The organism is Acidipila rosea, assembly GCF_004339725.1.
GTDB classification, from domain to species: Bacteria; Acidobacteriota; Terriglobia; order Terriglobales; family Acidobacteriaceae; genus Acidipila; species Acidipila rosea.
This window is the reverse complement of record NZ_SMGK01000002.1, coordinates 788,899-812,832: the sequence shown is the minus strand read 5'-3', so window position 1 is coordinate 812,832 and position 23,934 is coordinate 788,899. Positions and strand designations below refer to the sequence as shown.

The 23,934-nt window shown below is 59.9% G+C and carries 18 protein-coding genes; 12 read left to right on the top strand and 6 right to left on the bottom strand.

The genetic code is table 11. From position 1 onward, the window contains the following. Positions 1-388: 388 nt before the first annotated feature. The 3 genes from C7378_RS08485 to C7378_RS08475 all read right to left on the bottom strand — a co-directional run bounded on the left by C7378_RS08485 (position 389) and on the right by C7378_RS08475 (position 4,921). A complete protein-coding gene (locus C7378_RS08485; RefSeq protein WP_131994663.1) occupies positions 389-1,606 on the bottom strand; it encodes an acyltransferase family protein in 1,218 nt (405 codons plus the stop codon). A 598-nt stretch (positions 1,607-2,204) separates the two neighbouring features. Then, positions 2,205-3,638 carry a DUF1593 domain-containing protein gene (locus C7378_RS08480; protein ID WP_243648145.1) on the bottom strand — a complete coding sequence of 478 codons (1,434 nt, stop codon included), beginning with the start codon at positions 3,636-3,638 and terminating at the stop codon, positions 2,205-2,207. Positions 3,639-3,922: 284 nt separating this feature from the next. Then, the gene (locus C7378_RS08475; protein ID WP_243648144.1) at positions 3,923-4,921 is read right to left on the bottom strand and encodes an alpha/beta hydrolase; all 999 of its coding nucleotides are present in this window, start codon (positions 4,919-4,921) and stop codon (positions 3,923-3,925) included. A 13-nt stretch (positions 4,922-4,934) separates the two neighbouring features. Here C7378_RS08475 and C7378_RS08470 point away from each other — a divergent pair, with 13 nt between their 5' ends. The 10 genes from C7378_RS08470 to nikB all read left to right on the top strand — a co-directional run bounded on the left by C7378_RS08470 (position 4,935) and on the right by nikB (position 16,340). Beyond that, positions 4,935-5,993, top strand: coding sequence for an NAD(P)-dependent alcohol dehydrogenase (locus C7378_RS08470; RefSeq protein WP_131994657.1), 1,059 nt, complete (start codon positions 4,935-4,937; stop codon positions 5,991-5,993). A gap of 6 nt (positions 5,994-5,999) precedes the next feature. Further along, the gene (locus tag C7378_RS08465; protein WP_131994654.1) at positions 6,000-7,013 is read left to right on the top strand and encodes an AraC family transcriptional regulator; all 1,014 of its coding nucleotides are present in this window, start codon (positions 6,000-6,002) and stop codon (positions 7,011-7,013) included. A 54-nt stretch (positions 7,014-7,067) separates the two neighbouring features. After that, complete coding sequence (locus C7378_RS08460) at positions 7,068-8,063, top strand: aldo/keto reductase (protein WP_131994651.1); 996 nt, start codon at positions 7,068-7,070, stop codon at positions 8,061-8,063. An 82-nt stretch (positions 8,064-8,145) separates the two neighbouring features. Next, on the top strand, positions 8,146-8,541 hold the full coding sequence (locus C7378_RS08455; protein ID WP_131994648.1) for a (R)-mandelonitrile lyase: 396 nt from the start codon (positions 8,146-8,148) through the stop codon (positions 8,539-8,541). Between the two features lie 94 nt (positions 8,542-8,635). After that, on the top strand, positions 8,636-9,103 hold the full coding sequence (locus C7378_RS08450; RefSeq protein WP_131994645.1) for an iron chaperone: 468 nt from the start codon (positions 8,636-8,638) through the stop codon (positions 9,101-9,103). A 131-nt stretch (positions 9,104-9,234) separates the two neighbouring features. Beyond that, the gene (locus C7378_RS08445) at positions 9,235-9,567 is read left to right on the top strand and encodes a PadR family transcriptional regulator (RefSeq protein ID WP_131994642.1); all 333 of its coding nucleotides are present in this window, start codon (positions 9,235-9,237) and stop codon (positions 9,565-9,567) included. 39 nt (positions 9,568-9,606) lie between these two features. Continuing rightward, on the top strand, positions 9,607-12,255 hold the full coding sequence (locus C7378_RS08440) for an ABC transporter permease (RefSeq protein WP_243648143.1): 2,649 nt from the start codon (positions 9,607-9,609) through the stop codon (positions 12,253-12,255). 343 nt (positions 12,256-12,598) lie between these two features. Next, complete coding sequence (locus C7378_RS08435) at positions 12,599-13,891, top strand: cation:proton antiporter (RefSeq protein WP_131994639.1); 1,293 nt, start codon at positions 12,599-12,601, stop codon at positions 13,889-13,891. Positions 13,892-14,061: 170 nt separating this feature from the next. Further along, the gene (locus tag C7378_RS08430; protein ID WP_131994636.1) at positions 14,062-15,408 is read left to right on the top strand and encodes a hemolysin family protein; all 1,347 of its coding nucleotides are present in this window, start codon (positions 14,062-14,064) and stop codon (positions 15,406-15,408) included. Then, positions 15,408-16,340, top strand: a complete 933-nt coding sequence (gene nikB / locus C7378_RS08425; protein WP_243648142.1) for a nickel ABC transporter permease — start codon at positions 15,408-15,410, stop codon at positions 16,338-16,340. The genes C7378_RS08430 and nikB overlap by 1 nt, the downstream gene beginning before the upstream one ends. A gap of 7 nt (positions 16,341-16,347) precedes the next feature. On the opposite strand, the gene C7378_RS08420 is transcribed toward nikB, so the two are convergent. Together C7378_RS08420 and C7378_RS08415 are read right to left on the bottom strand one after the other, a co-directional pair. Continuing rightward, complete coding sequence (locus tag C7378_RS08420; protein ID WP_341539135.1) at positions 16,348-16,815, bottom strand: metallophosphoesterase family protein; 468 nt, start codon at positions 16,813-16,815, stop codon at positions 16,348-16,350. After that, positions 16,815-17,666 (bottom strand): ABC transporter permease, encoded by an 852-nt coding sequence (locus tag C7378_RS08415; protein WP_243648141.1) that lies wholly within the window; start codon positions 17,664-17,666, stop codon positions 16,815-16,817. Before C7378_RS08415 ends, C7378_RS08420 begins: the two co-directional genes overlap by 1 nt. 195 nt (positions 17,667-17,861) lie before the next feature. Here C7378_RS08415 and C7378_RS08410 point away from each other — a divergent pair, with 195 nt between their 5' ends. After that, positions 17,862-21,098 (top strand): TonB-dependent receptor, encoded by a 3,237-nt coding sequence (locus C7378_RS08410; RefSeq protein ID WP_243648140.1) that lies wholly within the window; start codon positions 17,862-17,864, stop codon positions 21,096-21,098. 136 nt (positions 21,099-21,234) lie between these two features. Further along, the gene (locus tag C7378_RS08405; RefSeq protein WP_131994633.1) at positions 21,235-22,923 is read left to right on the top strand and encodes a CRTAC1 family protein; all 1,689 of its coding nucleotides are present in this window, start codon (positions 21,235-21,237) and stop codon (positions 22,921-22,923) included. 12 nt (positions 22,924-22,935) lie between these two features. Here C7378_RS08405 and C7378_RS08400 read toward each other — a convergent pair whose 3' ends face one another. Further along, positions 22,936-23,925 carry a tetratricopeptide repeat protein gene (locus C7378_RS08400; protein WP_131994629.1) on the bottom strand — a complete coding sequence of 330 codons (990 nt, stop codon included), beginning with the start codon at positions 23,923-23,925 and terminating at the stop codon, positions 22,936-22,938. Between the last annotated feature and the right edge of the window lie 9 nt (positions 23,926-23,934).

Genomic DNA, 23,934 nt, shown 5'->3' with positions numbered 1-23,934 from the left:
ATACCCTTCATGATTTGCAGGGACTCATGGCACGGGTTCTCGACGAGCGCAGGATCGCCGATGACACTCACTGAACCAAAAACGAGTTCGGGGTGATTAAACTGACTGTGGGCGAACGATCAAGCCCGGTGGGCGAAAAGCGACATCGTTCTATGATAGCCGTCCCCTCAACAACTATGAGGGTTTGAGGGTTGCACTAACGATGGCGGCGAGCACCCTCTGCTCCACAGACGGCGAAGTTTCCCTTTGCCGTCTACTCAGCGAGAGCCCCACAATACTTACGTGCTTTCGTGGTCGATGAGTGGTTTAGCCTGAAGGCATCAGTCGAGGTTACTTCCGGTTTGATCCTAAGCCCGTGGAAACCAGCTTCATAAGGTAACAAAGTCCTCTAATTGCGAGGAGTCAAATGAACCTGACTGGTGAATCGTGCCTTTAACTTCAACATTGGTTTCTCTAGCAGATTGTAGCTGAGTGTGGAGATCAGCGCTGTTCCCATCAGCGCTGTAACTACTATTCCCGCATATCCCATACGGGGAAAGAAGCGCATCGCAAAAAGCGCAAAGAAATCATGGAGCAAATCGTGGTAGACGTAGAAACCATAGCTCACAATGCCAAGCAAGCGTAACGGTTTGAAGCTGAGCGCCTGACCTAGCCAACTACCCGGATGAATGCATTCAAGAATCAGCGCGGCAGCAAATACATCGATCAGAGTAAAACCGACGATGCCGATCCAATTTGTAGCGGACCCGTAAAATGGCAGCTTCAAAAGCTTCACACTTATTAGATAGGCCATTACAAATGCTGCACCGGCTCCAGCTAGAACCCTATGACGCCATGTGCTTAGCCACTTTTGCTCAGGTCCTCTAAGCAATAAAGCGATTAGCCCGCCGATCAGCAGCGCGTCGAGACGAGTAGGTAAGCTTCGATAGAAAAGCTCCATCCGTAACAGAGGTAATGGCAGTACCACAGTTAGCAGCCAGCGAAAGAGCGGCATGGTGATGATGACGCCAATGCATATCTTGATTAGTGCTTCGCGCTTCCGCACCGTATAGACGATGAAAGGCCAGATCAAATAGAACTGCTCTTCTACGCAGAGTGACCAGAAATGGCCAATCCACAGATGCATGGGAGTTCCGAACCAGTGCTCGACAGTTTGTCCGAAGAGAATGCGATCAAATTGATAAGAATCGCCGGCGACGTGGAGGAACAGAAATCGCGCATAGTTGCCGACATAGGCTGGCCATAAAGCCCATCTCCAGTTCCACTGCCAATGGGCCACAGGCGTCAGGAGCAGAATAGCTAACCATACAGCGTAGTAAAGCGGAAATATTCGGAGAGTGCGCCGGGCGTAGAAGTCCCGATACCGATGCTGCTTGTTCTGGCTATCATAAAGAATTCCTGTAATAAGAAAGCCAGAAAGCACGAAGAAGACATCAACTCCTGTCCATCCCCAACCAAAGATCCACGCTTTCGCGGCACCGTAATGCTGACAGAAGACCATGAGCACTGCGACCGCTCGGAGGCCATCCAGTGCAATGTAGTAGCGGGAGGAGGATTTCAGGTTATCATCCGATACGGACTTCGGCGCCAACTTCGATCCAAGCATAAGAGTTCATTGATGGAACCACAGTAGCAGGCAAATCAAACGTTTCTGGCATGAAACGTTTGACTATTTCACTTCACTCCCGATGGTCGGCGATCGGGAAGTACCCAGGAGCGCCATCTCAACGGTCGAGATACCTAATCCCGCGTGTCTGTGAGCACAAGCCGACTCCCGATAGCAATCAAAGTGAAAGGTTAACGTGCAATGGCAGCTTGCTGTTTGTGTGTTCGGCCTTCATTACTGAAGTTCTTGCTTGAGTATTCGCGCGCGATTGTCAATTGTCAAGTTGTGGCTTCAGTATTAATTCTGTTGAATTGCAGTTCGGCCTCGGGTGCAAAAGCGCCAAGGCACTTACCGAAAAATTCGAGTCGTCCTGATAGGTCGGCGTGGCTTGGGCGATTCTGCGCGAGGGGCATGGCGGGGTGATGACCTGGAGGAAGTTTGCTCGCGCTCGTGGTGGGTGAGGGGCTTGAGGATTTTGCAGGGGACGCGTTTGTGAAGATGAGAGTTTGCGGAGTCGTCCGCAGCTGGTGCGAGGTCTTATGATCCCAGGTCTCAGAATCGAGACCTGGGTCGCCCAGGGACTCTATGCTCAGTTACATCACGGCGTCACGGTTACGATTATCCTCTTGTAACGCGATAACGGTGGGGTGCCCTTGTCAGTGACCCTGAGGATAAAGTGAATCGTCTCGGGCTTAGAGACCTTGGGAGCTGTCAAATAGATACCTGGCATATCCTCTGCTCCGATGTCGATAGCTCCCTTGTAAGTTCCGGCCTCGGGATACTGGAACCAGTAGTAGGTCACGCTATCGCCATCAGGGTCGCTCGCGTGGGCACTGAGCCCGAAGTGCTTCCCGGATTGAACTGTGATTGCCTCGGGCTGATCCATCACAATGACAGGAGGATGATTGGCCTCGTTATAAGGCTTTGTCGTCCACTCCATGCGTGCCGCGAAATCATTCTGGAAGTCGTCTCTCCACCGCCACAGCGTGACTTTGTAATCCTTGAACGACTTGTCGCCCTGGTGAATCGCTCGTCCGTAGTCTGCGTGTACCGGGGGCGTGTAGTTGTCAACGGCGTTGGTCCAGATGGGATGCGTCTCCTGCGGGATAGGAGCGCCGCCGATGAATGTTTTCGGATCGGAGATGGGAACAGATGGTTGATACAGATCGTAGCGTCCGCCCCAGCTTCCCCAGTTGGGATGTTCCATGTCGTTGAGGCCGTTCGGAATCAGCCCCAGCCAGGAAGGAGTGTCTCCCTCCATGCCGTAGGCAACGTCGGGATAGGCGGCCCCGAGCGGGCCGTGCCCTTGCTGAATATTCTTGGCAAGCCACTCATTGCTGATGGATGAGTTGTCGATTCCGGGTATAACGAGGTTGATTCCTTGCCATGTCGATTCGCTGTAATCACCTCCGGGGGTGACGATATAGAACAGCTTGGGGAAGTTCTTTCTGATCCACGGGCCACTATCGTCCTGGTCGGAGATGGTATAGACCCGCAGTTTCGCAATAAGGCGGTCCAGTTCAGCAGGTGTTTTTGTAGCGCGAAGCTTGTAGAGCGCCTGGGCAAGTGTGTTGGGTCCACCCCAGACAGCGATCCAAAGCGGGCGATCATCGTTTTGCTCCAGCGTTCGAATGATCCACTCCGAACCTTTCGAATCCTTGCCTGCACCTACTCCCTGCATGCCGTATTCAGCCAATCCCGCCTTCACCAGTGATTGGAGGGTATCGGCCGAAGGGAATGCGGGATCGTGCTTTACGAGATTTCCATGGACCTTGCTGTAGGCTTGAATGACTTCCCGAATCAGTTCCGGCTCGGGACTCGGTCTCCAAATCGAGGTCGTTGCAATTAGTCCCTGAATGTCGATCACATCGGAGTACAGCAGCAGCCGTACTGTGCTCTCCGTGTCGTCTGCTTCGGCACCGATGTCGGTAAGGACGATCAGGCGATTTTTCGGAGCGGTATGTGTTGCGTTTGGGGGCTGCAAGGAAGCTTGTTGGCTGGTTGCTCCCTCCACGGTGTTTGATTGAGCCATGGTCCGGGCACAAGAGAGAACCAGGCAAAGACCCATCAGCGAAGCAAGACCACGTACTGCAAAGACTCGACAGTTCATCCGTTAGCAAACCCTCCAGAACAATGTACTGGAAAGCCGATGCTTCCATCCTCTCCGATATGCTTGGCCCTCCGACGGAGCGCTGCGTTTGGCGTTGGATTGCCATGGCCCGCGGTGTATCTCTAACGTCGAGCTTTCCTCAAGCGACCGTTTTCAATTTGGGATCGGTGTGAGTTCGTGTAGACGCAGAGACTATCGACTTATTCCTATGGGCGTTCTACCTGGCCTGGGGTTCCCAGGATGTGGATAGAGTGCAGCCACGTCTCAGCTAATTGCGGCCAGTGGGAGATGGGTAGATTGGTCGGGCGCAGGCCGAAGCCGTGGCCGCCCAGGGTGTAGAGGTGAAGCTCGGCGGGGATCTTCGCATCTTTCAAGGCCTGGAAGTAAATGAGCGAGTTTTCGACGTGGGCCGTGTAGTCGTCCTCCGCCTGCAGGAGAAAGGTGGGCGGGAGCTGCGGCGTGGGTTGCAGGGATGGACTCACCTTGCCGTTGGGCCCGCTGAGCCAGCCCGGATAAATGATCATCTGAAAGTCGGGGCGTGCGTCGATGGTCGAGGCAGGCACATGCTGCCCCTGAAAATCAGGATGCGTGCTGAGGACGGCGGCCAGGTGTGCGCCCGCGGAAAAGCCGATGACGCCGATGCGATGGGGATCAATGTGCCACGCGGCGGCGTGTGCGCGGGTGAGGCGCATGGCCTGCTGGGCGTCTTCAAGGTCCTCTACATTTTCAGGATAGTGGCCCTGCTCGGGAACCCGGTATTTGACGAGGACGCAGGTCATGCCGATGGAGTTGAGCCAGTCGCAGACCTCAGTGCCCTCGAGGTTGTAGGAGAGGCGCAGATATGCGCCGCCGGGAAAGACGAGCGCAGCGGCGCCGGTGCTTTTGCCGGCGGGAGGCGCGAAGACGGTGAGGCTGGGGTGGCTCACATTGGTGACGCGAATGGTGACCTTGCCGGAGACGATGCGGTTGGCATCGGTGGTGGGGTCGATCTCAGGGCCGATGACCGTGGATGGCTCGGGATTGCCATGGGGCCAGAGCAGGAGCTTGACCGGCTGAGCGAGCAAGGGGCAGCCCGTGAACAGAAGGAGCAGAGCAAGGAGCGAACGCATGGGAGCATGGTAGAGCAAGAAGGGAAGCAGGGATAGGAATGGCGTGATCTGCAGGGATATTGGCGTAATGTGCATACCACGGAGAGGCAGCAACATCTAACGTAAGGACATGTTCAACGCTAAAGCCTACTCCGCTATCAGTGCGACATCGCCGCTAGCCTCAACCGTGATCGCGCGGCGCGATCCAAGTGAAAACGATGTGCAGATCGAGATCCTGTTCTGCGGTGTCTGCCATTCGGATCTCCACTACTCGCGCAATGAGTGGAGCGATGTGATGCCTGCGGTTTATCCGTGCGTGCCGGGCCACGAGATTGTGGGGCGTGTGACCAAGGTGGGCTCGGCAGTGATGAAGTTGAAAGTGGGCGACCTGGCGGGCGTGGGCTGCATGGTGGACTCAGACGGGAGCTGCCCCTCGTGCAGGGCGGGGCTGGAACAGTTCTGCGCGAACCAGGTGCTCACCTACGGCTCGGCTGACAAGCACCTGGGCGGGGTGACGTATGGCGGCTACTCAGAGAGCATTGTGGTGGACGAACGGTTTGTTGTGAGCATCCCGGCCAACCTCAGCCTGGCGGCAGCAGCGCCGCTGCTGTGCGCGGGCATTACGACGTATTCGCCGCTGCGCCACTGGGGTGTGACGAAGGGCAAGAAGGCGGGCATTGTGGGGCTAGGCGGGCTGGGCCACATGGGCGTGAAGTTCGCGCATGCGCTGGGCGCGCACACGGTGGTGTTTACGACGTCGCCGAGCAAGGTGGAAGACGCGCTGCGCCTGGGCGCCGACGAAGTGGTGCTGTCGCGCGATGCAAATGAGATGAAAAAGCATGTGGGCAGCTTCGACTTTATCCTCGACGCGGTCTCGGCAGATCACGACATCAACGCGTATATCCAACTGCTGGCGCGCGACGGCAACATGACGCTGGTGGGCGCACCGGAAAAGCCGCTCAGCCTGAGCTCCTTTGGGCTGCTCATGGGCCGGCGCAGCGTGTCTGGTTCGCCGATCGGCGGTATCGCAGAAACGCAGGAGATGCTGGACTTCTGCGGAGCGCATAATATTGCCGCGGATGTGGAAGTGATCGCGATGCAGCAGATCAACGAAGCCTACGCGCGACTGCTGAAGGCCGATGTGAAGTATCGCTTCTCAATCGACATGGCTTCTCTCAAAGCAGAGTAAGAAAAAATGGTCAAACACTTTCGGGTTCATAAGAGTCTTCGCACCAGGCTGGAAGAAGCGGGAGCGCCGGTCTCTGCAGTGCTGCGCAGAGCCGGGCTTCCGCAGGATCTGTTTGAGCAGACGCGCATCCTGTTGAGCACGGAGGAGCTGTTTGCCCTGTGGCGCGCCATCGGCGAGGTGAGCAAAGACCCCGCCATCGGCCTGCGACTGGCCACGGAGACGAGGACGGAGCGCTTTCCTCCGATGGGTATCGCGGCGCTCTCAACGGAGAACTTCGGCGCGGCGATCCAGCATATGGCGCGCTACAAGAAGTTGAGCGCTCCGGAAGAGATCCTGCACGAGGTGGACAACGGGGAGTGGAGCATTCGATTCCGGTGGTTGCTGGCGGTGGATGTGGAGCCGCAGGTGCTGATTGAACACTGTTTCGCGTGGGTGCTGACGATTGCACGCCACGGAAGCGGGACGCGCCTTTCACCGATGAGAGTGGAGCTGGTGCAGCCGCGCGCTCACGTTAAAGCGCTGGAGAGATATTTCGGCTGTGAGGTGATCTGCGGCGCTCGGCACAACGCCATGGTGTTTCGCGCGAGCGATGCTGCGAGCCCGTTTGTGACGCGGAATGCAGAGCTGCTGGATATGCTGGCGCCGCAGTTTGAAGAGCAGCTGAAGCAGCACGCAAAGGAAGAGGAGGACAGCTTCCTCGAGCTGGTGCGGGGCGCGATCCAGCAGAGGCTGACGGGACGTCGTCCGACGATGGGAGACATTGCGCGCGACCTGCACATGAGCTCGCGCACCTTTCAGCGGAAGCTGCAGAATGCGGGCTCGGGCTTTCAACGGATTCTGGATGAAGCGCGGCACCAGATGGCGCGGTACTACCTGAAAAACTCGGTGCTGGAGCTGAATGAAGCTGCTTATCTGCTGGGCTATGAGGACGCTAATTCCTTTGCTCGCGCTTTTCGCGGATGGGAAGGCGTGCCGCCGGGACACTGGCGCGAAGCGCATCGTGCAACGGCAATTACGTAATGCAAAAACCATCACGGTCACCTGGTCAATAACCAGGCTGCAGAAGGAGAAAAAATGCAAAAGCGGAAACTGGGAAAGAGCAATCTTGAGGTGTCGGCACTCGGCTTCGGCGCAATGGGCATGAGCTTTGGCTATGGCAAGCCCGGAGACAAGCAGGAGATGATTGCAGTGCTGCGCGCGGCGGTGGAACGCGGCATCACGTTCTTTGACACGGCGGAGGTGTATGGGCCGTTCACGAACGAGGAGCTGGTGGGCGAGGCGCTGTCGCCGGTGCGGGAGCAGGTGGTGATCGCAACCAAGTTCGGATTTAAGCTGAAGCCGAATGGCGAGCCGGGATTCATTGGCCTGGACAGCAGGCCGGAGCACATCAGGGAAGTGGCGGAGGCCTCACTGAAGCGGCTGAAGACCGACACGATCGATCTGCTCTATCAGCATCGCGTAGACCCGGAGGTGCCGATTGAAGAGGTGGCGGGCGCGGTGAAGCAGTTGATTGCGGAAGGCAAGGTGAAGCACTTCGGCTTGTCGGAGGCGGGAGTGGAGACGATTCGCCGTGCACACGCGGTGCAGCCGGTGACGGCGCTGCAGAGCGAGTACTCGCTGTGGTGGCGGGAGCCGGAGCGTGAAGTGATTCCGACGCTTGAGGAACTGGGCATCGGGCTTGTGCCGTACAGCCCGCTGGGCAAGGGATATCTGACGGGCAAAGTGAATGAGAGCACCGAACTTGAGAGCAGCGACTTCCGCAAGATACTGCCGCGATTTACGCCGGAGGCGATGAAGGCGAACCAGGGGATCGTCGATCTGCTGGTGCGCATTGCGAAGGCGAAGAACGCGACCCCCGCGCAGATTGCGCTGGCGTGGCTGCTTGCGCAGAAGCCGTGGATCGTTCCGATTCCGGGCACGACGAAGTTGCACCGCATGGAAGAGAATGCCGCTGCAGTGGATGTGGAACTGACGGCGAGCGACCTGCGCGAGATCGACGAGGCTGCGGCGAAGATCAAGATCGAGGGCGGGCGCTATCCTGCCGAGATCCAGAAGATGGTCGGCCGCTAACGACGAGGCGAAGGGCGCCTGCGAGTGGGGCGTCCTTCGAATCTGCTTTCACCGTGTTCACTTGTTTAAGGGAGAAAAGAGTATGGAGATCAAACGCAGCGGTTCACAGCCTTCAAGCATAGGACCTGCAGAGTGGTTTACGGGCGCGGTACGGATCGATCAGCCGTTTCAGGGAACGGCTCCCGCGCGGGTGGGTGGCGCAGTGGTCACCTTTGAGCCGGGGGCGCGGACGGCATGGCACACGCATCCGCTGGGGCAGACGCTGATTGTGACGGCGGGTTGCGGATGGGCGCAGCGTGAGGGAGGCGCGGTGGAGGAGATTCAGCCGGGCGATATTGTCTGGTTCGAAGCTGGCGAGAAGCACTGGCATGGGGCGACGCCGACGACGGGCATGACGCATATTGCGATTGCAGAAAAGCTGGATGGCAAGGCCGTCGAGTGGCTGGAGCAGGTGAGCGACGAGCAGTATCGGTGGTGAGTGGAGAACGGCTCCTGGCGAGGCTTGCCGCGATGCGATTAGACTGGGGTGCTGCCGGCCTGGGGTAGCATCGGGCTTGCCACGAGGAGGCTGTATGGAACCGAAGAAAGTTGCGTCGAAGTCTGCGACCGCGTCCCGCAAGGGATTCACCGAAGAGGAACGCGCCGCGATGAAGGAGCGGGTCGAAGAGCTGAAGTCAGAAGAGCGCCGCGGCGGCCGCGCGCAGAAGATGGACGGCGAACAAGACGTGCTGGCGAAGATTGCCGAGATGCCGGCGGCGGATCGCGCCATGGCGGAGCGAATCCACGCAATCGTCAAAGCCAGTGCGCCGGGGCTTGCGCCGAGGACGTGGTACGGGATGCCCGCTTATGCGAAGGACGGCGATGTTATCTGCTTCTTCCAGAGTTCGCACAAGTTCAAGGCGAGATATGCGACGCTCGGCTTTAGCGATAAGGCCAGACTCGATGAAGGAACCATGTGGCCGTCAGCGTTTGCGCTGAAGGAGCTGACTGCGGCGGACGAGGCGAAGATCGCGGCGCTGGTGAAGAGGGCTGTCAGCTGACAGCGGGTGGTTCGTGGGGAGGCTTCTGTGGGAACAGCTTGGGCGGCTGACGTATGATTTAAACCAGCTTCCTGTTGACATTCTATAGGAAGGAAGTCATGCTCATATAGCTGCTCGATAGGAATGAGCAAATGAGACCTAAACAAACGAATCTGTTACAGGGCACCCTCGATCTTCTCGTTCTGAAGGCGCTTGGTCCGGGGGAACTTCACGGTCTAGGGATCTCGCGCCGTATTGAGCAAATCACGCAAGGAACGTTTCTCGTCAAGCCCGGCTCCTTATTTCCAGCACTTCATCGCATGGAAGAAGCAGGTTGGCTCAGTTCCTTCTGGGGCGAATCAGAGAATAGTCGTCGCGCGAAGTTTTACCAACTCACTAAGGCTGGAAAAGGCCAGCTGGAAGTGGAGAAGGAACAATGGATGAGGATTGCCGTCGCAATGACAAAAGCATTGAGGGCCACGTAGGAGGGAAACATGGGATTCTGCTCCCGCGCCTGGAGTATCTTGCGAAACTTTTTCCGGAAGCAGCAGATTGAGAGCCAGCTTGACGATGAGATTCGCGCCTATGTGGACATGATGACGGACGAACGGATCGCCGCCGGCATGTCCAAGTCTGAGGCTCGCCGCACGTCGCTAGCAGAATTCGGCGGAATTACGCAGGTGAAGCAGGCAGTGCGCGATCAGCGCGCCGGCACAAAATTAGAAATCCTTTGGCAGGATGCGCGTTTCGGCTGGCGCCAGTTGTGGTATTCCCCCGCTTTCACGCTTGCCGTCGTTGCTACTCTAGCATTAGGCATCGGTGCCAACACGGCGATCTTCAGTATCGTCGATGCGGTAGTGCTCAAGCCACTCGCCTACCCCAACGCCGATCGCATCGTACAGCTTCTGCTCATTTCACCCCACGGCAGCAATACAAATACCTCCATCCCGGAATTTCATAACTGGCAACAGCAGACCAGCATCTTTCAAGAAGTCGTTGCTTATGACAGGACTGGTCCAGGCTTTAATATTTCAGAGGACCTGGCTGGCGACCGGCCGGAACAGGTCCATGGCATTCACGCTACGGAAGGCTATTTTCGCCTCTTTGGCGCTCCTGTCATTCTTGGGCGGACCTTCACGCCGAAGGAAGATTCGCCCCATGGCGGCAAGGTTGTCGTCTTGAGTTATGACCTGTGGCAACGTAAATTCGGCGGCAGTCAGAAGGCTATCGGAAAGCAGCTCTGGTTGGGTAAAGACCCCTACACAGTCATCGGAGTGCTCGGAAAGAAATTCGCTTCTGACCCCGAAGCAGAGGTATGGATTCCGTTTCAACTGGAACACGCCGACACAGACGAGAACCCCTTTTTTCAGGTCGCCGGACTGCTGAAACCCGGCATCACGCTGGCGCAGGCCAATGCGCACATGAAACTTGCGGCCACCCAATTCCATCGGGTCCGCCACGAAGAAGATTCCCGACAAAGCTTTGCCGTTGAGCCGCTGCGCGACAGCATTATCGGGGACGCGGGCAGATCGCTTCGGATTTTGTGGGGTGCAGTCAGCCTCGTGCTGCTAATCTCCTGCGCCAATGTCGCTAACCTGCTGCTGGTGCGTGCAACGGCGCGCAGGCGAGAATTTGCGATCCGTTCCGCTCTCGGGGCGGGTCGCTGGCGTATTGTCCGCCAGTTGCTCACTGAAAGTGTTATTCTCTCTGCCGCTGGAGGGGTTTCCGGCCTTGTTCTTGGCTTCATTGGAGTGCGTGCGCTGCTCGCCATCAGCCCGGCGGGTCTGCCGCGGATCGGTGAAAACGGCACCGCCGTCGTAATCGATTGGCGTGTGCTCGGCTTCACCCTGGCCGTTTCTCTTGTTACGGGCATTCTCTTTGGGCTTTTCCCAGCGCTCAGCACCTCATGCAGCGACCTTAACTCAAGCCTGAAGGAAGCCGGCAAGCGTTCCGGTACTGGTTTTAGGCAAAGCAAGACCCGCTCCCTGCTTGTCATCAGCGAAGTCTCGCTGGCACTGGTGATGCTGGTTGGCTCCGCGCTTCTGATCCGCACATCTTTTGCCCTGAGCGGCGTCAATCCTGGCTTCGACTCTCATAACGTTCTCACGTTGGAGATGTCGTTGAACGGGGAGCGCTTTCAAAAGACTGCGGGCGTGGCTCAGCTTGCGCGGGAGGGCAATCAACTGCTGCGCGCCGTCGCCGGAGTCGAAAGTTCTGCAGCTGCCTTCTGGCTGCCCATCCAGGTAATTGATGGGCTGCCATTTCAAGTGATTGGGCGACCGCTGGAACACGGTGGGAGCCGGTGGATGAGCACGTCGCCGGGCTACCTCAGCGTCTTCAGGATTCCACTCTTGCGTGGTCGCGACGTTAACGATCACGATGTTGCCGGTTCACCATTAGTGGTCCTCATCAACCAGGCCCTGGCGAACCAGTACTTTCCGAACGAAAATCCGCTGGGCAAACAGATCATCATCGGTAAGAACATGGGACCGGAGTTGGCAGAAGATCCCAGGGAAATTGTAGGCGTGGTGGGCGACACCCATAATAACGGCCTTGGCCGCCATCCTGAACCAATGGTGATTGTTCCGCTGGCACAGGTAACGAATGGCTACACGGAATCCTACACCGATTTCCAGCCTCTTATCTGGGTAGTACGTACTCGGAGCGATCCCCACCAGCTTATTGCTGGGGTCAGCGAGCAACTGCGCATTGCCAGTGGAGGGTTTCCTGTCGTGCATGTCCGAACTATGGACGAAGTAATGGGCCGCTCGACATCCCGAGAGAGCTTCACCACATTGCTGTTCGCTATTTTCGGCGCAGTCGCGCTGTTTCTGGCTTCAATCGGAATATATGGCATCATGGCGTATTCCGTTGCGCAGCGCACTCAAGAGATAGGCATCCGCATGGCCCTTGGCGCCGATCGTGGGGCGATTCGCAAGCTGGTGGTTTGGCAGGGAATGAGGCTTGCCATGGCCGGTGTGGCCCTCGGCATTGGCATGGCGTTTGGTCTCGCCCATCTCATCGCCGGGTTTCTGTTTGGTGTTCATTCCTGGGATCCGGCTGCGTTCGTATCTGCCCCACTGATCCTCTCATCCGTGGCTTTGCTTGCCGTGTGGTTGCCTGCCACGCGCGCCTCAAAGGTCGATCCAATAGAGACGTTGCGTGCTGAATGATTTGAGAAACACTTGGTTTGGGTGCGGGGTGGTTGATGGCGGCCACGGTCCGGATTGCGAATGGGTGGAGTGGCGGCGCTGATAGACTCATGGCGAAAATGTTTCGTCTGCTGCTATGGCGATCTGTATCGGTTGCTTTCCTGATTCTGGCTAATGGCATTTCTGTCGCGGCGGGTTTGCGACAGGCATCTGATGATCGTCGGTTTGGCGCCCATACCCGGGCTGAAGATTGATTCGGAAGGTCAGCCGAGGATCGGTAACCTGAACACCTTTGAATCAATTCCTGAGAGTCTCTGAGTACGAAATCGAGGAGAACAGCATCTAACGCGCGAGAACGTAAACTATGACGAATTCTGAATTGTCCCAGGTCCTCTTACTGCTCCTGCTTCTGGTTGGCTTTTCTCAAGCGCTTGGTTGGCTCTTCGTCAAGCTGCGACAGCCCAAGGTGGTTGGAGAAATATTGGCCGGGGTTGTTCTGGGCAACTCGCTGCTTGGGCGGTTTCCATTTTTCGCGCACTTCGTTGAGAGTGCGAAACACCAGGGGAATATTCTCGATTTCGTCTATTGGCTGGGGCTACTCCTGCTTATGTTTCTCGCGGGAGCGGAGACGCAGCAACTCTTTAGCCGCGAGGAGCGCCGTGAGGTTGCGTGGCTCACTATCGTCGGCACGGGTCTACCGTTTGGTCTGGGATTGCTTTTCGCGCCGTGGCTCATTCGCCCTTCGCTTGCGGGGCCCAATGGCAACCGCATCGCGCTGACGATTATCCTTGCGGTCGGCGTAGCGGTAACTTCCGTTCCGGTTGTCTCTAAAATTTTTGCCGATCTCAAAATTCTTCACACGCGCTTTGCGCGGCTGGTTCTTGGAGTTGCGGTGCTGGAGGACATCGTATTGTGGCTCGCTCTTGCGATTGCCACAGCTAGCGCGGGAAAAGGGCTTCTGCATCCGCGGGCGATGACTATTCATCTCCTGTTGACTGTGGCCTTCTTTATCCTGGGCCTGACGATTGTTCCGAGGCTTATCAAGCGCATCAACAAATCACGCTTCAATGTTCTGGCCAGGCATTCTCCCACCGGTTACGCAATGGCTGTGCTGCTCGCCTATTGCGTGGCTGCCGGGGCGCTCGATATCAGTCTGGTTTTCGCAGCTTTCCTTGCCGGCTTCGCCGTGGTGCATAAGAAACGCAAACTCTTTTCCGAATCTCTCGATGCGATCGGGAAGGTTTCCTTCGCTTTCTTTATTCCTATTTACTTTGCCATTGTCGGTTTGAAGCTGGACCTCATCCGCGGCGTATCGCTGGAGATGATGATTGTGTTCATTGCCGGGACCTGCATCATCAAGGTTCTCTCCGTGTCCCTTGCCGGTCGCTTTGCGGGATTTCGCGGCCTGGACTTGATCAACCTTGCCATAACCACAAACGCGCGCGGAGGCCCCGGTATCGTGCTGGCCAGTGTGGCTTTCGATGCCGGCATCATCAGCTCAAAGTTTTATACGACGCTTGTGGTGGCAGCCGTCTTGACGTCGCAGGTCGCAGGCACTTGGTTGGATTATGTGCTGCGCAAAGGATGGCCGCTCCTTGCCCCGAAGGCTGCGGGTGAATCCAGGGAAATGTCGCCGGAGAATCCGTCGGTAGCATAACAACTGCGGCCAGATTCAGCCCTTCCGATTCGCAGGTCATGGGGCAGAGCGCTGCTCCTCTTCCGGGTTGTTCGCAGAGTGCAGTCAGGTGGATGGACTGCCTGTTTTCCGGGGCGCAGGGTCCGGGTTGCGGATGGGTGGAGTGGCAGCGCTGATAGACTCAGGGGAAAATGTTTCGTCTGCTGCTATTTCGCGCGGTGTCGGTTGCTTTCCTGATTCTGGCCAACGGCTTCTTTGTCGCGGCGGAGTTTGCGATTGTCAGCGTGAGGCAGACGCGCATCGAGCAGCTGGTCGCGCAGGGGTGGCCTGGGGCGCTGTCGGTCAAGCGGCTGCAGGCGAACCTTGACGACTTTCTGCCGGCGGTGCAGTTTGGCGTGACGCTGGCCAGCCTGGCTCTGGGGTGGGTCGGAGAGCCGACGATCGCGGCGGTATTCGAGGCGTGGCTGGCGGGGCTGCCGAATGCTCATGTCTACGCGCACCTGATCGCAGCGCCGCTGGCGTTTGCGCTGATCACCTATCTGCATGTGCTGCTGGGCGAGCTGGTGCCGAAGTCGCTGGCGCTGCGGAAGACCGACCAGGTGGCGGTGGCGGTGGCCGGGCCGATGGATGCGTTTATCCAGATGACGCGGCCGGCGGTGCGGGCGATGAACCGGTCGGCGGCGCTGGTGCTGCGGCTCTTCAGCGCGCCGATGGCGCATGAAGGGTCAGTGCATTCGCCGGAAGAGCTGAAGCTGATTGCGACGGCGGCGCGGCGGACGGGGGTGCTGCCGGAGTTCCAGGAGGCGCTGATCCATCGGACGGTGGAGGCGGGCGAGGTTTCAGTAAGAGAGATCATGACGCCGCGGCAGCAGATCTTCTCGCTGCCGGCGGATATGCTGATCGAAGCGGCGAGCGCGAAGATTGTGGAGGATCAGCACTCGCGTATCCCGGTGTACGACCCGTCGCGCGGGCCGGAGGCGATTGTCGGGATCATCTACTCCAAAGATATTTCGCGGCTGATGCACTTCAGGAACTCCGTGCGGACGCGGTTTGCGGACGCGCCGTTTACGGAGCTGCGGCTGCGGCAGGTGATGCGCGAGGTGCTGGTGGTGCCGGAGACGAAGCTGGTGCTGGACCTGCTGCAGGAGTTTCAACAGAGGCGGCGGCACCTGGCGATCGTGGTGGACGAGTTCGGCTCAACGGTGGGGCTGGCGACGGTGGAGGATGCGATCGAGCAGCTGATAGGCGAGCTGGAAGACGAGTTTGACGTGGCTCCGGCGGTGCTGACCTCGGCGACGGGCGCGCTGCTGCTGGACGGCAGCGTGAACCTGCGCGACATAGAAACGCAGATGCACTGGCACCTGCCGCGCGAGGGCGGAGCGGAGACGCTGGCGGGTTTTCTGCTGGCGAAGCTGGGGCGGATTCCAAAAGGCGGCGAGTCAGTGGAAGTGAACGGGCGAAGGCTGACGGTGATGGAGATGAGCGGGCTGCGCATCAGCAAGGTGCAGATCGAAAAGCTGGCGGAGAACCCCGGCTGATGGCGATGAACCGCGTGTTGAAGGCGCTGCTGCTGCGAGTGGTTTATACGATTCCGGTGCTGTGGCTGGTGGTGTCGGTGGTGTTTCTGCTGATCCACATGGTGCCGGGCGATCCGGTGGCGCAGATGCTGGGAGAAGGAGCTCGGGCGAGCGACCTGGCGGCGCTGCGGCATGCGTACGGGCTGGACCGGCCGCTGGGCGAACAGTATGTACGCTACTGGCGCGGGGTGCTGCATGGCGATCTCGGGCACTCGCTGCGACTGAACGACTCGGTGACGCACCTGGTGCTGACGCGGTATCCCTACACGGTGGAGCTGACGTTGGCGGCGCTGGTGATTGCGCTGCTGCTGGCGGTTCCGGCGGGGATTGTGGGGGCGCTGCACCGCAACCGGTGGCGCGACCAGGTGGTGGGAGTGGTGAGCCTGCTGGGGCTGTCGTTTCCGGGCTTTGCGCTGGGGCCGATCCTGATCCTGCTGGTGTCAATCAAGCTGGGGTGGCTGCCGGTGAGCGGCGCGGGCGGGTTGGAGCACCTGATCCTGCCGGCGATCACGATGGGCGGGGCGCTGGCGGCGATCCTGACGCGGATGGTGCGCACGGCGATGCTGGAAGAGCTGGGTCAGGACTACATCCGGACGGCGCGGGCGAAGGGGCTGCCGGAGCGGACGGTGGTGTACCGGCATGCGCTGCGGAACGCGATGATTCCGGTGGTGACGCTGGTGGGGCTGCAGTTTGGCGCGCTGCTGGCGGGGGCGATTGTGACGGAGACGATCTTCAGCTGGCCGGGGATCGGGAGGCTGACAGTGTCGGCGATCTCAAACCGGGACTATGCGCTGGTGCAGGGATGCATCCTGGCGGTGGGGATGACGTATGTGCTGGTGAACCTGGCGACCGATGTGCTGTACCTGGTGATCAACCCGCGGATTCGCGGGTGAGGGTGGGCTAGCTTAGTTCGCGTATCTCTGCGTGGATCTCTGCGCCTAAATGTAAAAAGCCGAGGGAGACAGGGAGCGAGAAGCGGCGCGGGCCGGCGCTGCCTGGGTTGAAGTAGAGGACGCCCCTGCGCTCGTAGCGGGCGGGCTGGTGGGAGTGGCCGCTGATGACGACGCGGGCACCGGCGGCGGCGGGGTCGAGGTCGAGATCGTTCACGTCGTGCAGCATGTAGAGGCTGACTCCGTTCAAGGTAACCAATTCCGTTGCGGGAAGCGCGGCGCAGGGACCGCTGCGGTCGATGTTGCCGCGGATGGCGGTGACGGGTGCGAGGGTGCGCAGGGTGTCGAGGATGGCGGGATCGCCTACGTCTCCGGCATGGAGGATGTGGGCGACGCCGGCGAGGGCGGCGAGCGCCTCGGGACGGAGCAGGCCGTGGGTGTCGGAGATGACGCCGACGCGCAGGGATGGTCCGGGCACTAGAGGCCTATGCTCATGCGGGTGCGGGGGTCGAGGTAGTCGCGGAGCGCGTCGCCGAGGAAGTTGAAGGACAGCACGCAGAGCATGACGGCGATGGCGGGGAAGACGACCATGTGCGGCGAGTCGAAAAGATGCGAGCGGGCGTCGTTGAGCATGGAGCCCCAGCTGGCGGTGGGCGGCGGGACGCCGAGACCGAGAAAGCTGAGGGTGGCTTCGGCGAGGACCGCTCCGGCCATGCCGATGGCGGCCTGCACGATGACAGGCTGCAGGATATTGGGCAGGATGTGGCGGAGAAAGATGCGCAGGTCACTGGCGCCGAGAGCGCGTGCGGCCTCCACAAACTCCCGCTCGCGGACGGCGAGGACCTGGCCGCGGACGAGGCGGGCGTAGCCGACCCATCCGCCGATGGAAAGAGCGAGAACGAGGTTGACGAGGCCGGGCCCCAGAAAGGCCACGAAGGCGATGGCGAGCAGGATGCCGGGGAGAGCGAGGAAGGCATTCATGAGAAAGATGTTGAGCAGGGTATCGATGACACCGCCGTAAAAGCCTGCCAGGCCGCCCAGGATGAGGCCGAGGGAGAGCGAAAGGCCGACGACGGAGACGGCGACGGTGAGCGAGAGGCGCGCTCCGAAGATGATGCGCGAGAGGATATCGCGGCCGAGCTCGTCGGTGCCGAACCAGTGCGCGGCGCTGGGGGCGGCGAGGCGGTGGGTGAGGTCAATGGCGGCGGGATTGTCCGGCGCAAGCAGAGGCGCGAAGACCGCGAGCACGAAGAAGAGCGCCAGCAGGGCGAGGCCGAGGATGGCGAGGGGCTGACGGCGAGCGGTGTTCGTGATGGAGTCGGCAGTCAATTTTTTATTAGAGAGATTGTAAACGGCGTGGATTTTTACAGGAGATTCACGATCGGGAGCGGTTTTGCATCTTGACTTTGCGTCATTTGCACGTCATCTTGTAAATATTCTGGTCACAATTTTTCCCAAAATCAGGTTTGGAGTTCTCTCTAACCTGCGCGGGATAAGAGTCTTCATACCCTGAGGAAAGAACCGATGTCTATTAGCAGTCGATTTTGGAGGCAGTCTCTCAAGGCCGTTCGTACTACCGCTATGGTGGGGGCGCTGGTAGCAGCGGCCGCTCCGCTGAGCGCGCAGACGGCGGGCTACGGCACCATCAGTGGCACGATTACCGATGCAAGCAATGCGGCGCTGCCGGGAGTGAGCCTGCGCATCGTGGATACCGATACGGGGATTGCCCGCACGGTGACGACGACCGAGGCGGGCGACTACCGCGCGGACTTTCTGCAGCCGGGACACTACGAGGTGATTGCGAGCAAGTCGGGATTTGCGGAAGTAGACCGCAAGAACCTGCTGCTGATGGTCGGGCAGAACCTGGGAATCAGCCTGGCGATGCCGCTCGAGTCAGTGCAGTCAAGCGTGACGGTGACGAGCGAAACTCCGATTATCGACACGGAGAAGACGGAAGCGTCGCAGGATGTGGGCGAGAAGCTGGTGCGGAACCTGCCCTCGAACGGGCGGCGGTATGACAACTTTGTGCTGCTGACGCCGAACGTGGCGCCGGACGGGAATACGGGACTGATCTCGTATCGCGGTGTGTCGGGCATCTACAACACGAACCTGATCGACGGGGCGAACAACAACCAGGCGTTCTTCTCAGAGGCGCGGGGCCGGTCGATCGGCGCTCCCTATGTGTACAGCCTGGACTCGATCAGCGAGTTCCAGTCGGAGGCCTCGGCGTACAGCGCGGAGTTCGGACAGGCGGCGGGCGGACAGATCAATGCAGTGACGCGCTCGGGAACGAACATCACGCACGGCGACCTCTTCTACTACCTGCGGTATCCCTCGCTGAATGCGCTGGATCCGGTGGGGAAGACGCAGGGAATCTTTACGCAGACGGTGCACCAGCAGCAGCAGTTCGGGGGCAGCGTGGGCGGACCGATCATCAAGGACAAGCTCTTCTACTTCTTCACCTATGACGGATTCCGGAAGGTGAATCCGATTCTCTACACGACGACGAGCAAGACTCCGATTGCGGACCTGACGTGCCCGGCGAATGTGAGCGGGACGCAGTGCGCGGATGCGAAGAGCTACCTGGAGAGCCTGTTCGGGGCTTATCCGCGGCTGCTGAAGCAGGATATTTTCTTTCCGAAGCTGGACTACCAGCTGAACCCGGCGAACCACATCAGCGCGGACTTCAACTGGCAGAACTTCCACGAGCCGAACGGGTACAACTCCTCGGCGACGGCGGTGAACAGCTCGCCGAGCCAGAACGGTACGGCGAACTTTCACGAGCGGATCGCGATTGTGAACTGGAACACGGTGATCTCCAACCGGTCGATCAACCAGGCGCTCTTCCAGTGGTCGCGCGATCTGGAGACGGCGACGACGAACTCGCCGGGACCGGCGGTGTCGATCTCAGGGCTGGCCGGATATGGAGAGACGAGCGCGCTGCCACGGGCGGCGTTCCCGGATGAGCATCGCTGGGAGGTAGGGGACATCTACTCAACGACGCGGGCGCGGCACACGATCAAGGTGGGCGTGGACCTGAACTTTATCCACGAACTGCTGATCAACCTCTTCCAGGGCGATGGAAGCTACAGCTACTTCCAGGGCTCGGCGCAGACGAACTTCTCAAACTGGGTGCAGGACATCTATCAGTTGGGAGGCGGGCAGCACTACAACGGCTTTACGCAGGTGAACGATCCGATTACGCATGAGGGCAAGGACGACTTCTGGAACAAGGACCTGGGCGTGTTTGCCGAGGACAGCTGGAAGGTGACGTCGAAGTTCCTGGTGAACGCCGGGCTGCGCTACGATGTGCAGCTGGTGCCGCAGCCCCCGCGCCCGAATGTGTCGAGCACGATTGCGAACTACTACACGAGCGACATCAACATCGATTATCACGAGCTGCAGCCGCGGGTCGGCTTCTCATGGCAGGTGATGCCGGGAACGGTGCTGCGGGGCGGCTATGGACTGTTCTACGGGTTGACGTCGAACAGCACCTACTACACGATCCGCTCGGAGAACGGCGTATTTCAGCAGCAGTACAACGTGAGCGTCGGCGTCTTCAAGACGGACGCGAACGGGCAGCCGGTGGCGGGCACGTATCCGAGCTACGCTCCGGCGTTTCCGAATGTGTTCTTCACGCCGCCGGGGCCGCCGGTCGGAGCAGCGTTTGCAGGGGCTGCGCCGACGCAGGTGATCAACACGAATCCGCCGCTTGGAGTGCTGTCGGCGCGCGGACTCGATCCTCACTTCCTGAATCCCTATTCGCACTCGACGGACGTGACGCTGGAGCAGCAGCTGCCGGGCAAGATGAGCCTGTCGATCGGATGGGTCGGCAATCGCGCGATGCGGCTGCCGGTCTTCATCGACACGAACCTCGCACGGGCGACGCAGACGCGCACCTACGACATCGTGAACGGACAGGGACAGACGCAGAGCACGGTGACGGTGCCGTTCTACACGGACCGCGTGACGCCGGATACGGGAAGCCTGCTGACGGGCTTCAGCGTGGTGAACTCCTGGTATAACTCGATGGCGGTGACGCTGCAGAGGCCGTTTGCGAATGGGCTGGAGGTGCTCTTCAACTACACGTGGGCGAAGGCAATTGACGGCGGGCAGGTGTCAGGCGTGAACGGCACGTTCAACGGTACGGATACGCCGCTGGACCCCTTTAACCTGAAGGCTGAGTATGGCCGCTCAGACCTGGACATGCGCAACCGCTTTGTGGGGAGCCTGGTTTATTCGCCACAGGTGAACTTCATCCAGCAGCGGGAGCTGCGGTACCTGGCGAACGGATGGACGTTTGCGGGAACGGCGACGGAGCAGACTGGCTTTCCGGTGACGGCGTTCATGGCGAACTCGCCGGGCAAGCTGGACGGCGGCGTGACGAACGGGGACCTGAGCCTCTTCAACTCGCCGACGGGTGGCCGCGCGCCGCAGGTTTCGCGCAATGCGTTTCCGGGGCCGGGGCTGCACAATATCGACTTCAGGACATCGCGCAGCTTCCCGCTGCACGACCAGATCCACCTGGAGATATTGGCGGAGGCCTTTAACCTGCTGAACCAGCAGAACCGGCTGGCGGTGAGCACGACGGGCTTCCAGTATCTGAACCCGTCGACGACGAGCGCGAGCTGCCCGAGCACGGCGCACAGCAACGGCTGCATCGCTCCGTATACTTCAACCCCGTTTGAGACGACGACTGCCACGAGCAGCGTGCTCTACGGACCGCGTCAGCTGCAGTTCTCGGCGAAGCTGAACTTCTAACCGGGAAAGATGGATGGGCCCATGTCCTGCTTTGCGGGACGTGGGCCTTTTTTTGTTAGGGGCGGCGGAAAACTGCAGGGGACTCCTCCCTTTGGCGCTTGCAAAGCGTGGAGGGTAGAGTTGACACTGAACACCAATGAAATTCCTGAATTGTCTGTTGTTTCTTACCCTGAGCGCCAGCGTGGGAGCGGCGCAGAGTCCTGCCACCGCGAAAGAGCCCGCTGTGCCGGGAAACTTTGTGGACGTGACGGCGGCGAGCGGCGTGCACTTTATGGGGAAGGCCTATCACACGTCGAAGAAGTACCTGATGGAGACGATGGGGTCCGGGGTGGCCACGTTTGACTACGACAACGACGGGCGGCTGGATCTCTACTTTGTGAACGGCGCGCGGTTGAACGATCCAATGGCGTTGGGAGCGGTGCCGCAGAAGGCGGGACCGGAGGACTGGAACCGGCTCTATCACCAGAAGGACGACGGCACGTTTGAAGATGTGACGGAGAAGGCCGGCCTGCAGGGCGTGGGCTACGGGATGGGCGTGGCGGCAGCCGACTATGACAATGACGGCTACGAAGACCTCTATGTGACGTCGTATGGCGGCAACCACCTGTATCACAACAACGGCAACGGCACCTTCACCGATGTGACGGCGGCGAGCGGCACGGGCGGTAGCGGATGGTCCACGAGCGCGATGTGGATCGACCTGGACAACGACGGGAAGCTGGACCTGGTGGTGCTGCGGTATCTGCAGTGGGACTTCCAGGACATATGGTGCGGGGAGCACCAGCCGGGATATCGCGCGTATTGCCATCCGGACGTGTTCAACGCGATTGCGCCGCTGATCTATCACAATGACGGCGGCGGCCACTTCACCGACATTACGGCGAAGTCGGGCATCGATAAACCGGGCAAGGGCCTGGGCGTGGCGATGGCGGACTACGATCGCGACGGCAAGATGGATGTGTTCATCGCGAATGATTCGATGACGGAATTTCTGTACCACAACAAGGGCGATGGCACGTTTGAGGAAGTAGGGCTGCCGGCTGAGGTGGCGGTGGATGGCGATGGGCGGACGTATGCGGGGATGGGCGTCGATTTTCAGGACTACGACAACGATGGGCTGCCGGACCTGGTGATCACCAACCTCGCGAACCAGAAATATGCGCTTTATAAGAACAACGGCGACGGGAGCTTCACCTATTCGAGCTATACGTCGGGAGTGGGCGGCGCGACGCTGCTGCACTCGGGCTGGGGCGCGCGATTCTTCGACTATGACAACGATGGATTGAAGGATCTGATCGTGGCGCAGGGGCACGACATCGACAACATCCAGCTGAACTATCCGCAGCTGCGCTACAAGGAGCCGATGCTGCTGCTGCACAACCAGGGCAAGGGGGATTTCGCCGATGTGTCGGCAGAGTCGGGCGCGGTGTTCCACGAGGCATGGGTGGGGCGCGGAGTGGCGATCGGAGACCTGAACAACGATGGGTTGGAAGACGTGGTGGCGACGACGAATGGCGGGCCCGCCTACCTGCTGCGTAACGAGTTGAAGACCAGCAACCACTGGCTGATGCTGGATCTGGTGGGGCACAAGAGCAATCGCGACGGGATTGGCGCCGAGGTGAAGGTGACGACGACGAAGGGATCGCAGTGGGTGGTGGTTTCAACGGCGGGGAGCTACCTGTCGTCGTGCGACAAGCGGCCGCACTTCGGGCTGGGCGCGGAGACGAAGGCCACGGTGGAGATCAGCTGGCCGAGCGGTATTCACCAGACGCTCAAAGATGTGGCGGCGGACCAGATTCTGAAAGTGGATGAGCCGGCGAAGTAGGGCGGCTCTGCGCTAGTGGGAAGGCGGGTTGGGCGTTTCGATGGAAGAGTGGGTGCTGTTGAGTTTGGCACACTGATCGAACTGCTGCTGCGCCTGCTGGGAGAGGCCTTGGCGGCGGTAGATCTGGCCGAGCTTGAAGTGGAGGCCTGAGGCGCGGGGAGCGAGCGCGATGGCGCGCTCGTACTCGGCCTGCGCGGCGGAGTACTGATGGAGGGCCTCGTAGGCGCGGCCCAGCTGCTCGTGAGCCTTGGGGTTATCGGGCGCGAGAGCGGCGGCCTGCTTGAGCAGAGGGAAGGCCTGGGCGGACTGCTCCTCGTCGAGGAGAATGCTGCCGAGGTTGAGGTAGGGCTGGGCGCTCGGGTGCGGCTGGGCTGTCTTCTGCTGCGGTACGGCTGCCTTGTCCGGTTGCGCGGCTGCGTCCTGCTGCCAGACGATGGCGGTCTGATAGGCGGCTTTGGCTGCGGCGTTCTGCTGCAGACCCTGATAACAGAGACCAAGATTGTTTTCCGCCCGGACGGAGCGGGGCTCGAGCGCGAGCACGCGCTGGAAACTGGCGATGGCGTCGGCGAAGCGGTTCTCGTTGTATTGCGCGCGGGCGAGCAGATACCAGGTGTCGGGGTTGGATGGCTCCTGCTGCGCGGCGACGGTGAGCCAGCGGGCGGCGTCAGTGAAGTCGCCGAGGAGGACGTAATCGGCGGCGATGACCTTGAAATCTCCGGTCGAGGGACGCCGGAATTTGGCGCCGAGGGTGAACTCGGCAAGCGAGTCAGCGGCGCGCTGCTCGCGGAAGAGAGCGTAGCCGAGGAGGAAGTGTCCGTCGGCGGAGTCGGGATGCGCCTGAAGCCAGGAGCGGAGCTGCTGCTCAGCGGCGGGGATCTTGCCGGACTCAAGGAGCGCGCGTGAGGAAGCGAGAGGGTCGGAAGCCTGCTGCGGGAGAGCCTGCGAGGTCAGGGCGAGCAGGGAGAGGAGAGCAGCGGCGTGTCTGAGGGAACGGAGATGCATGATTCAATG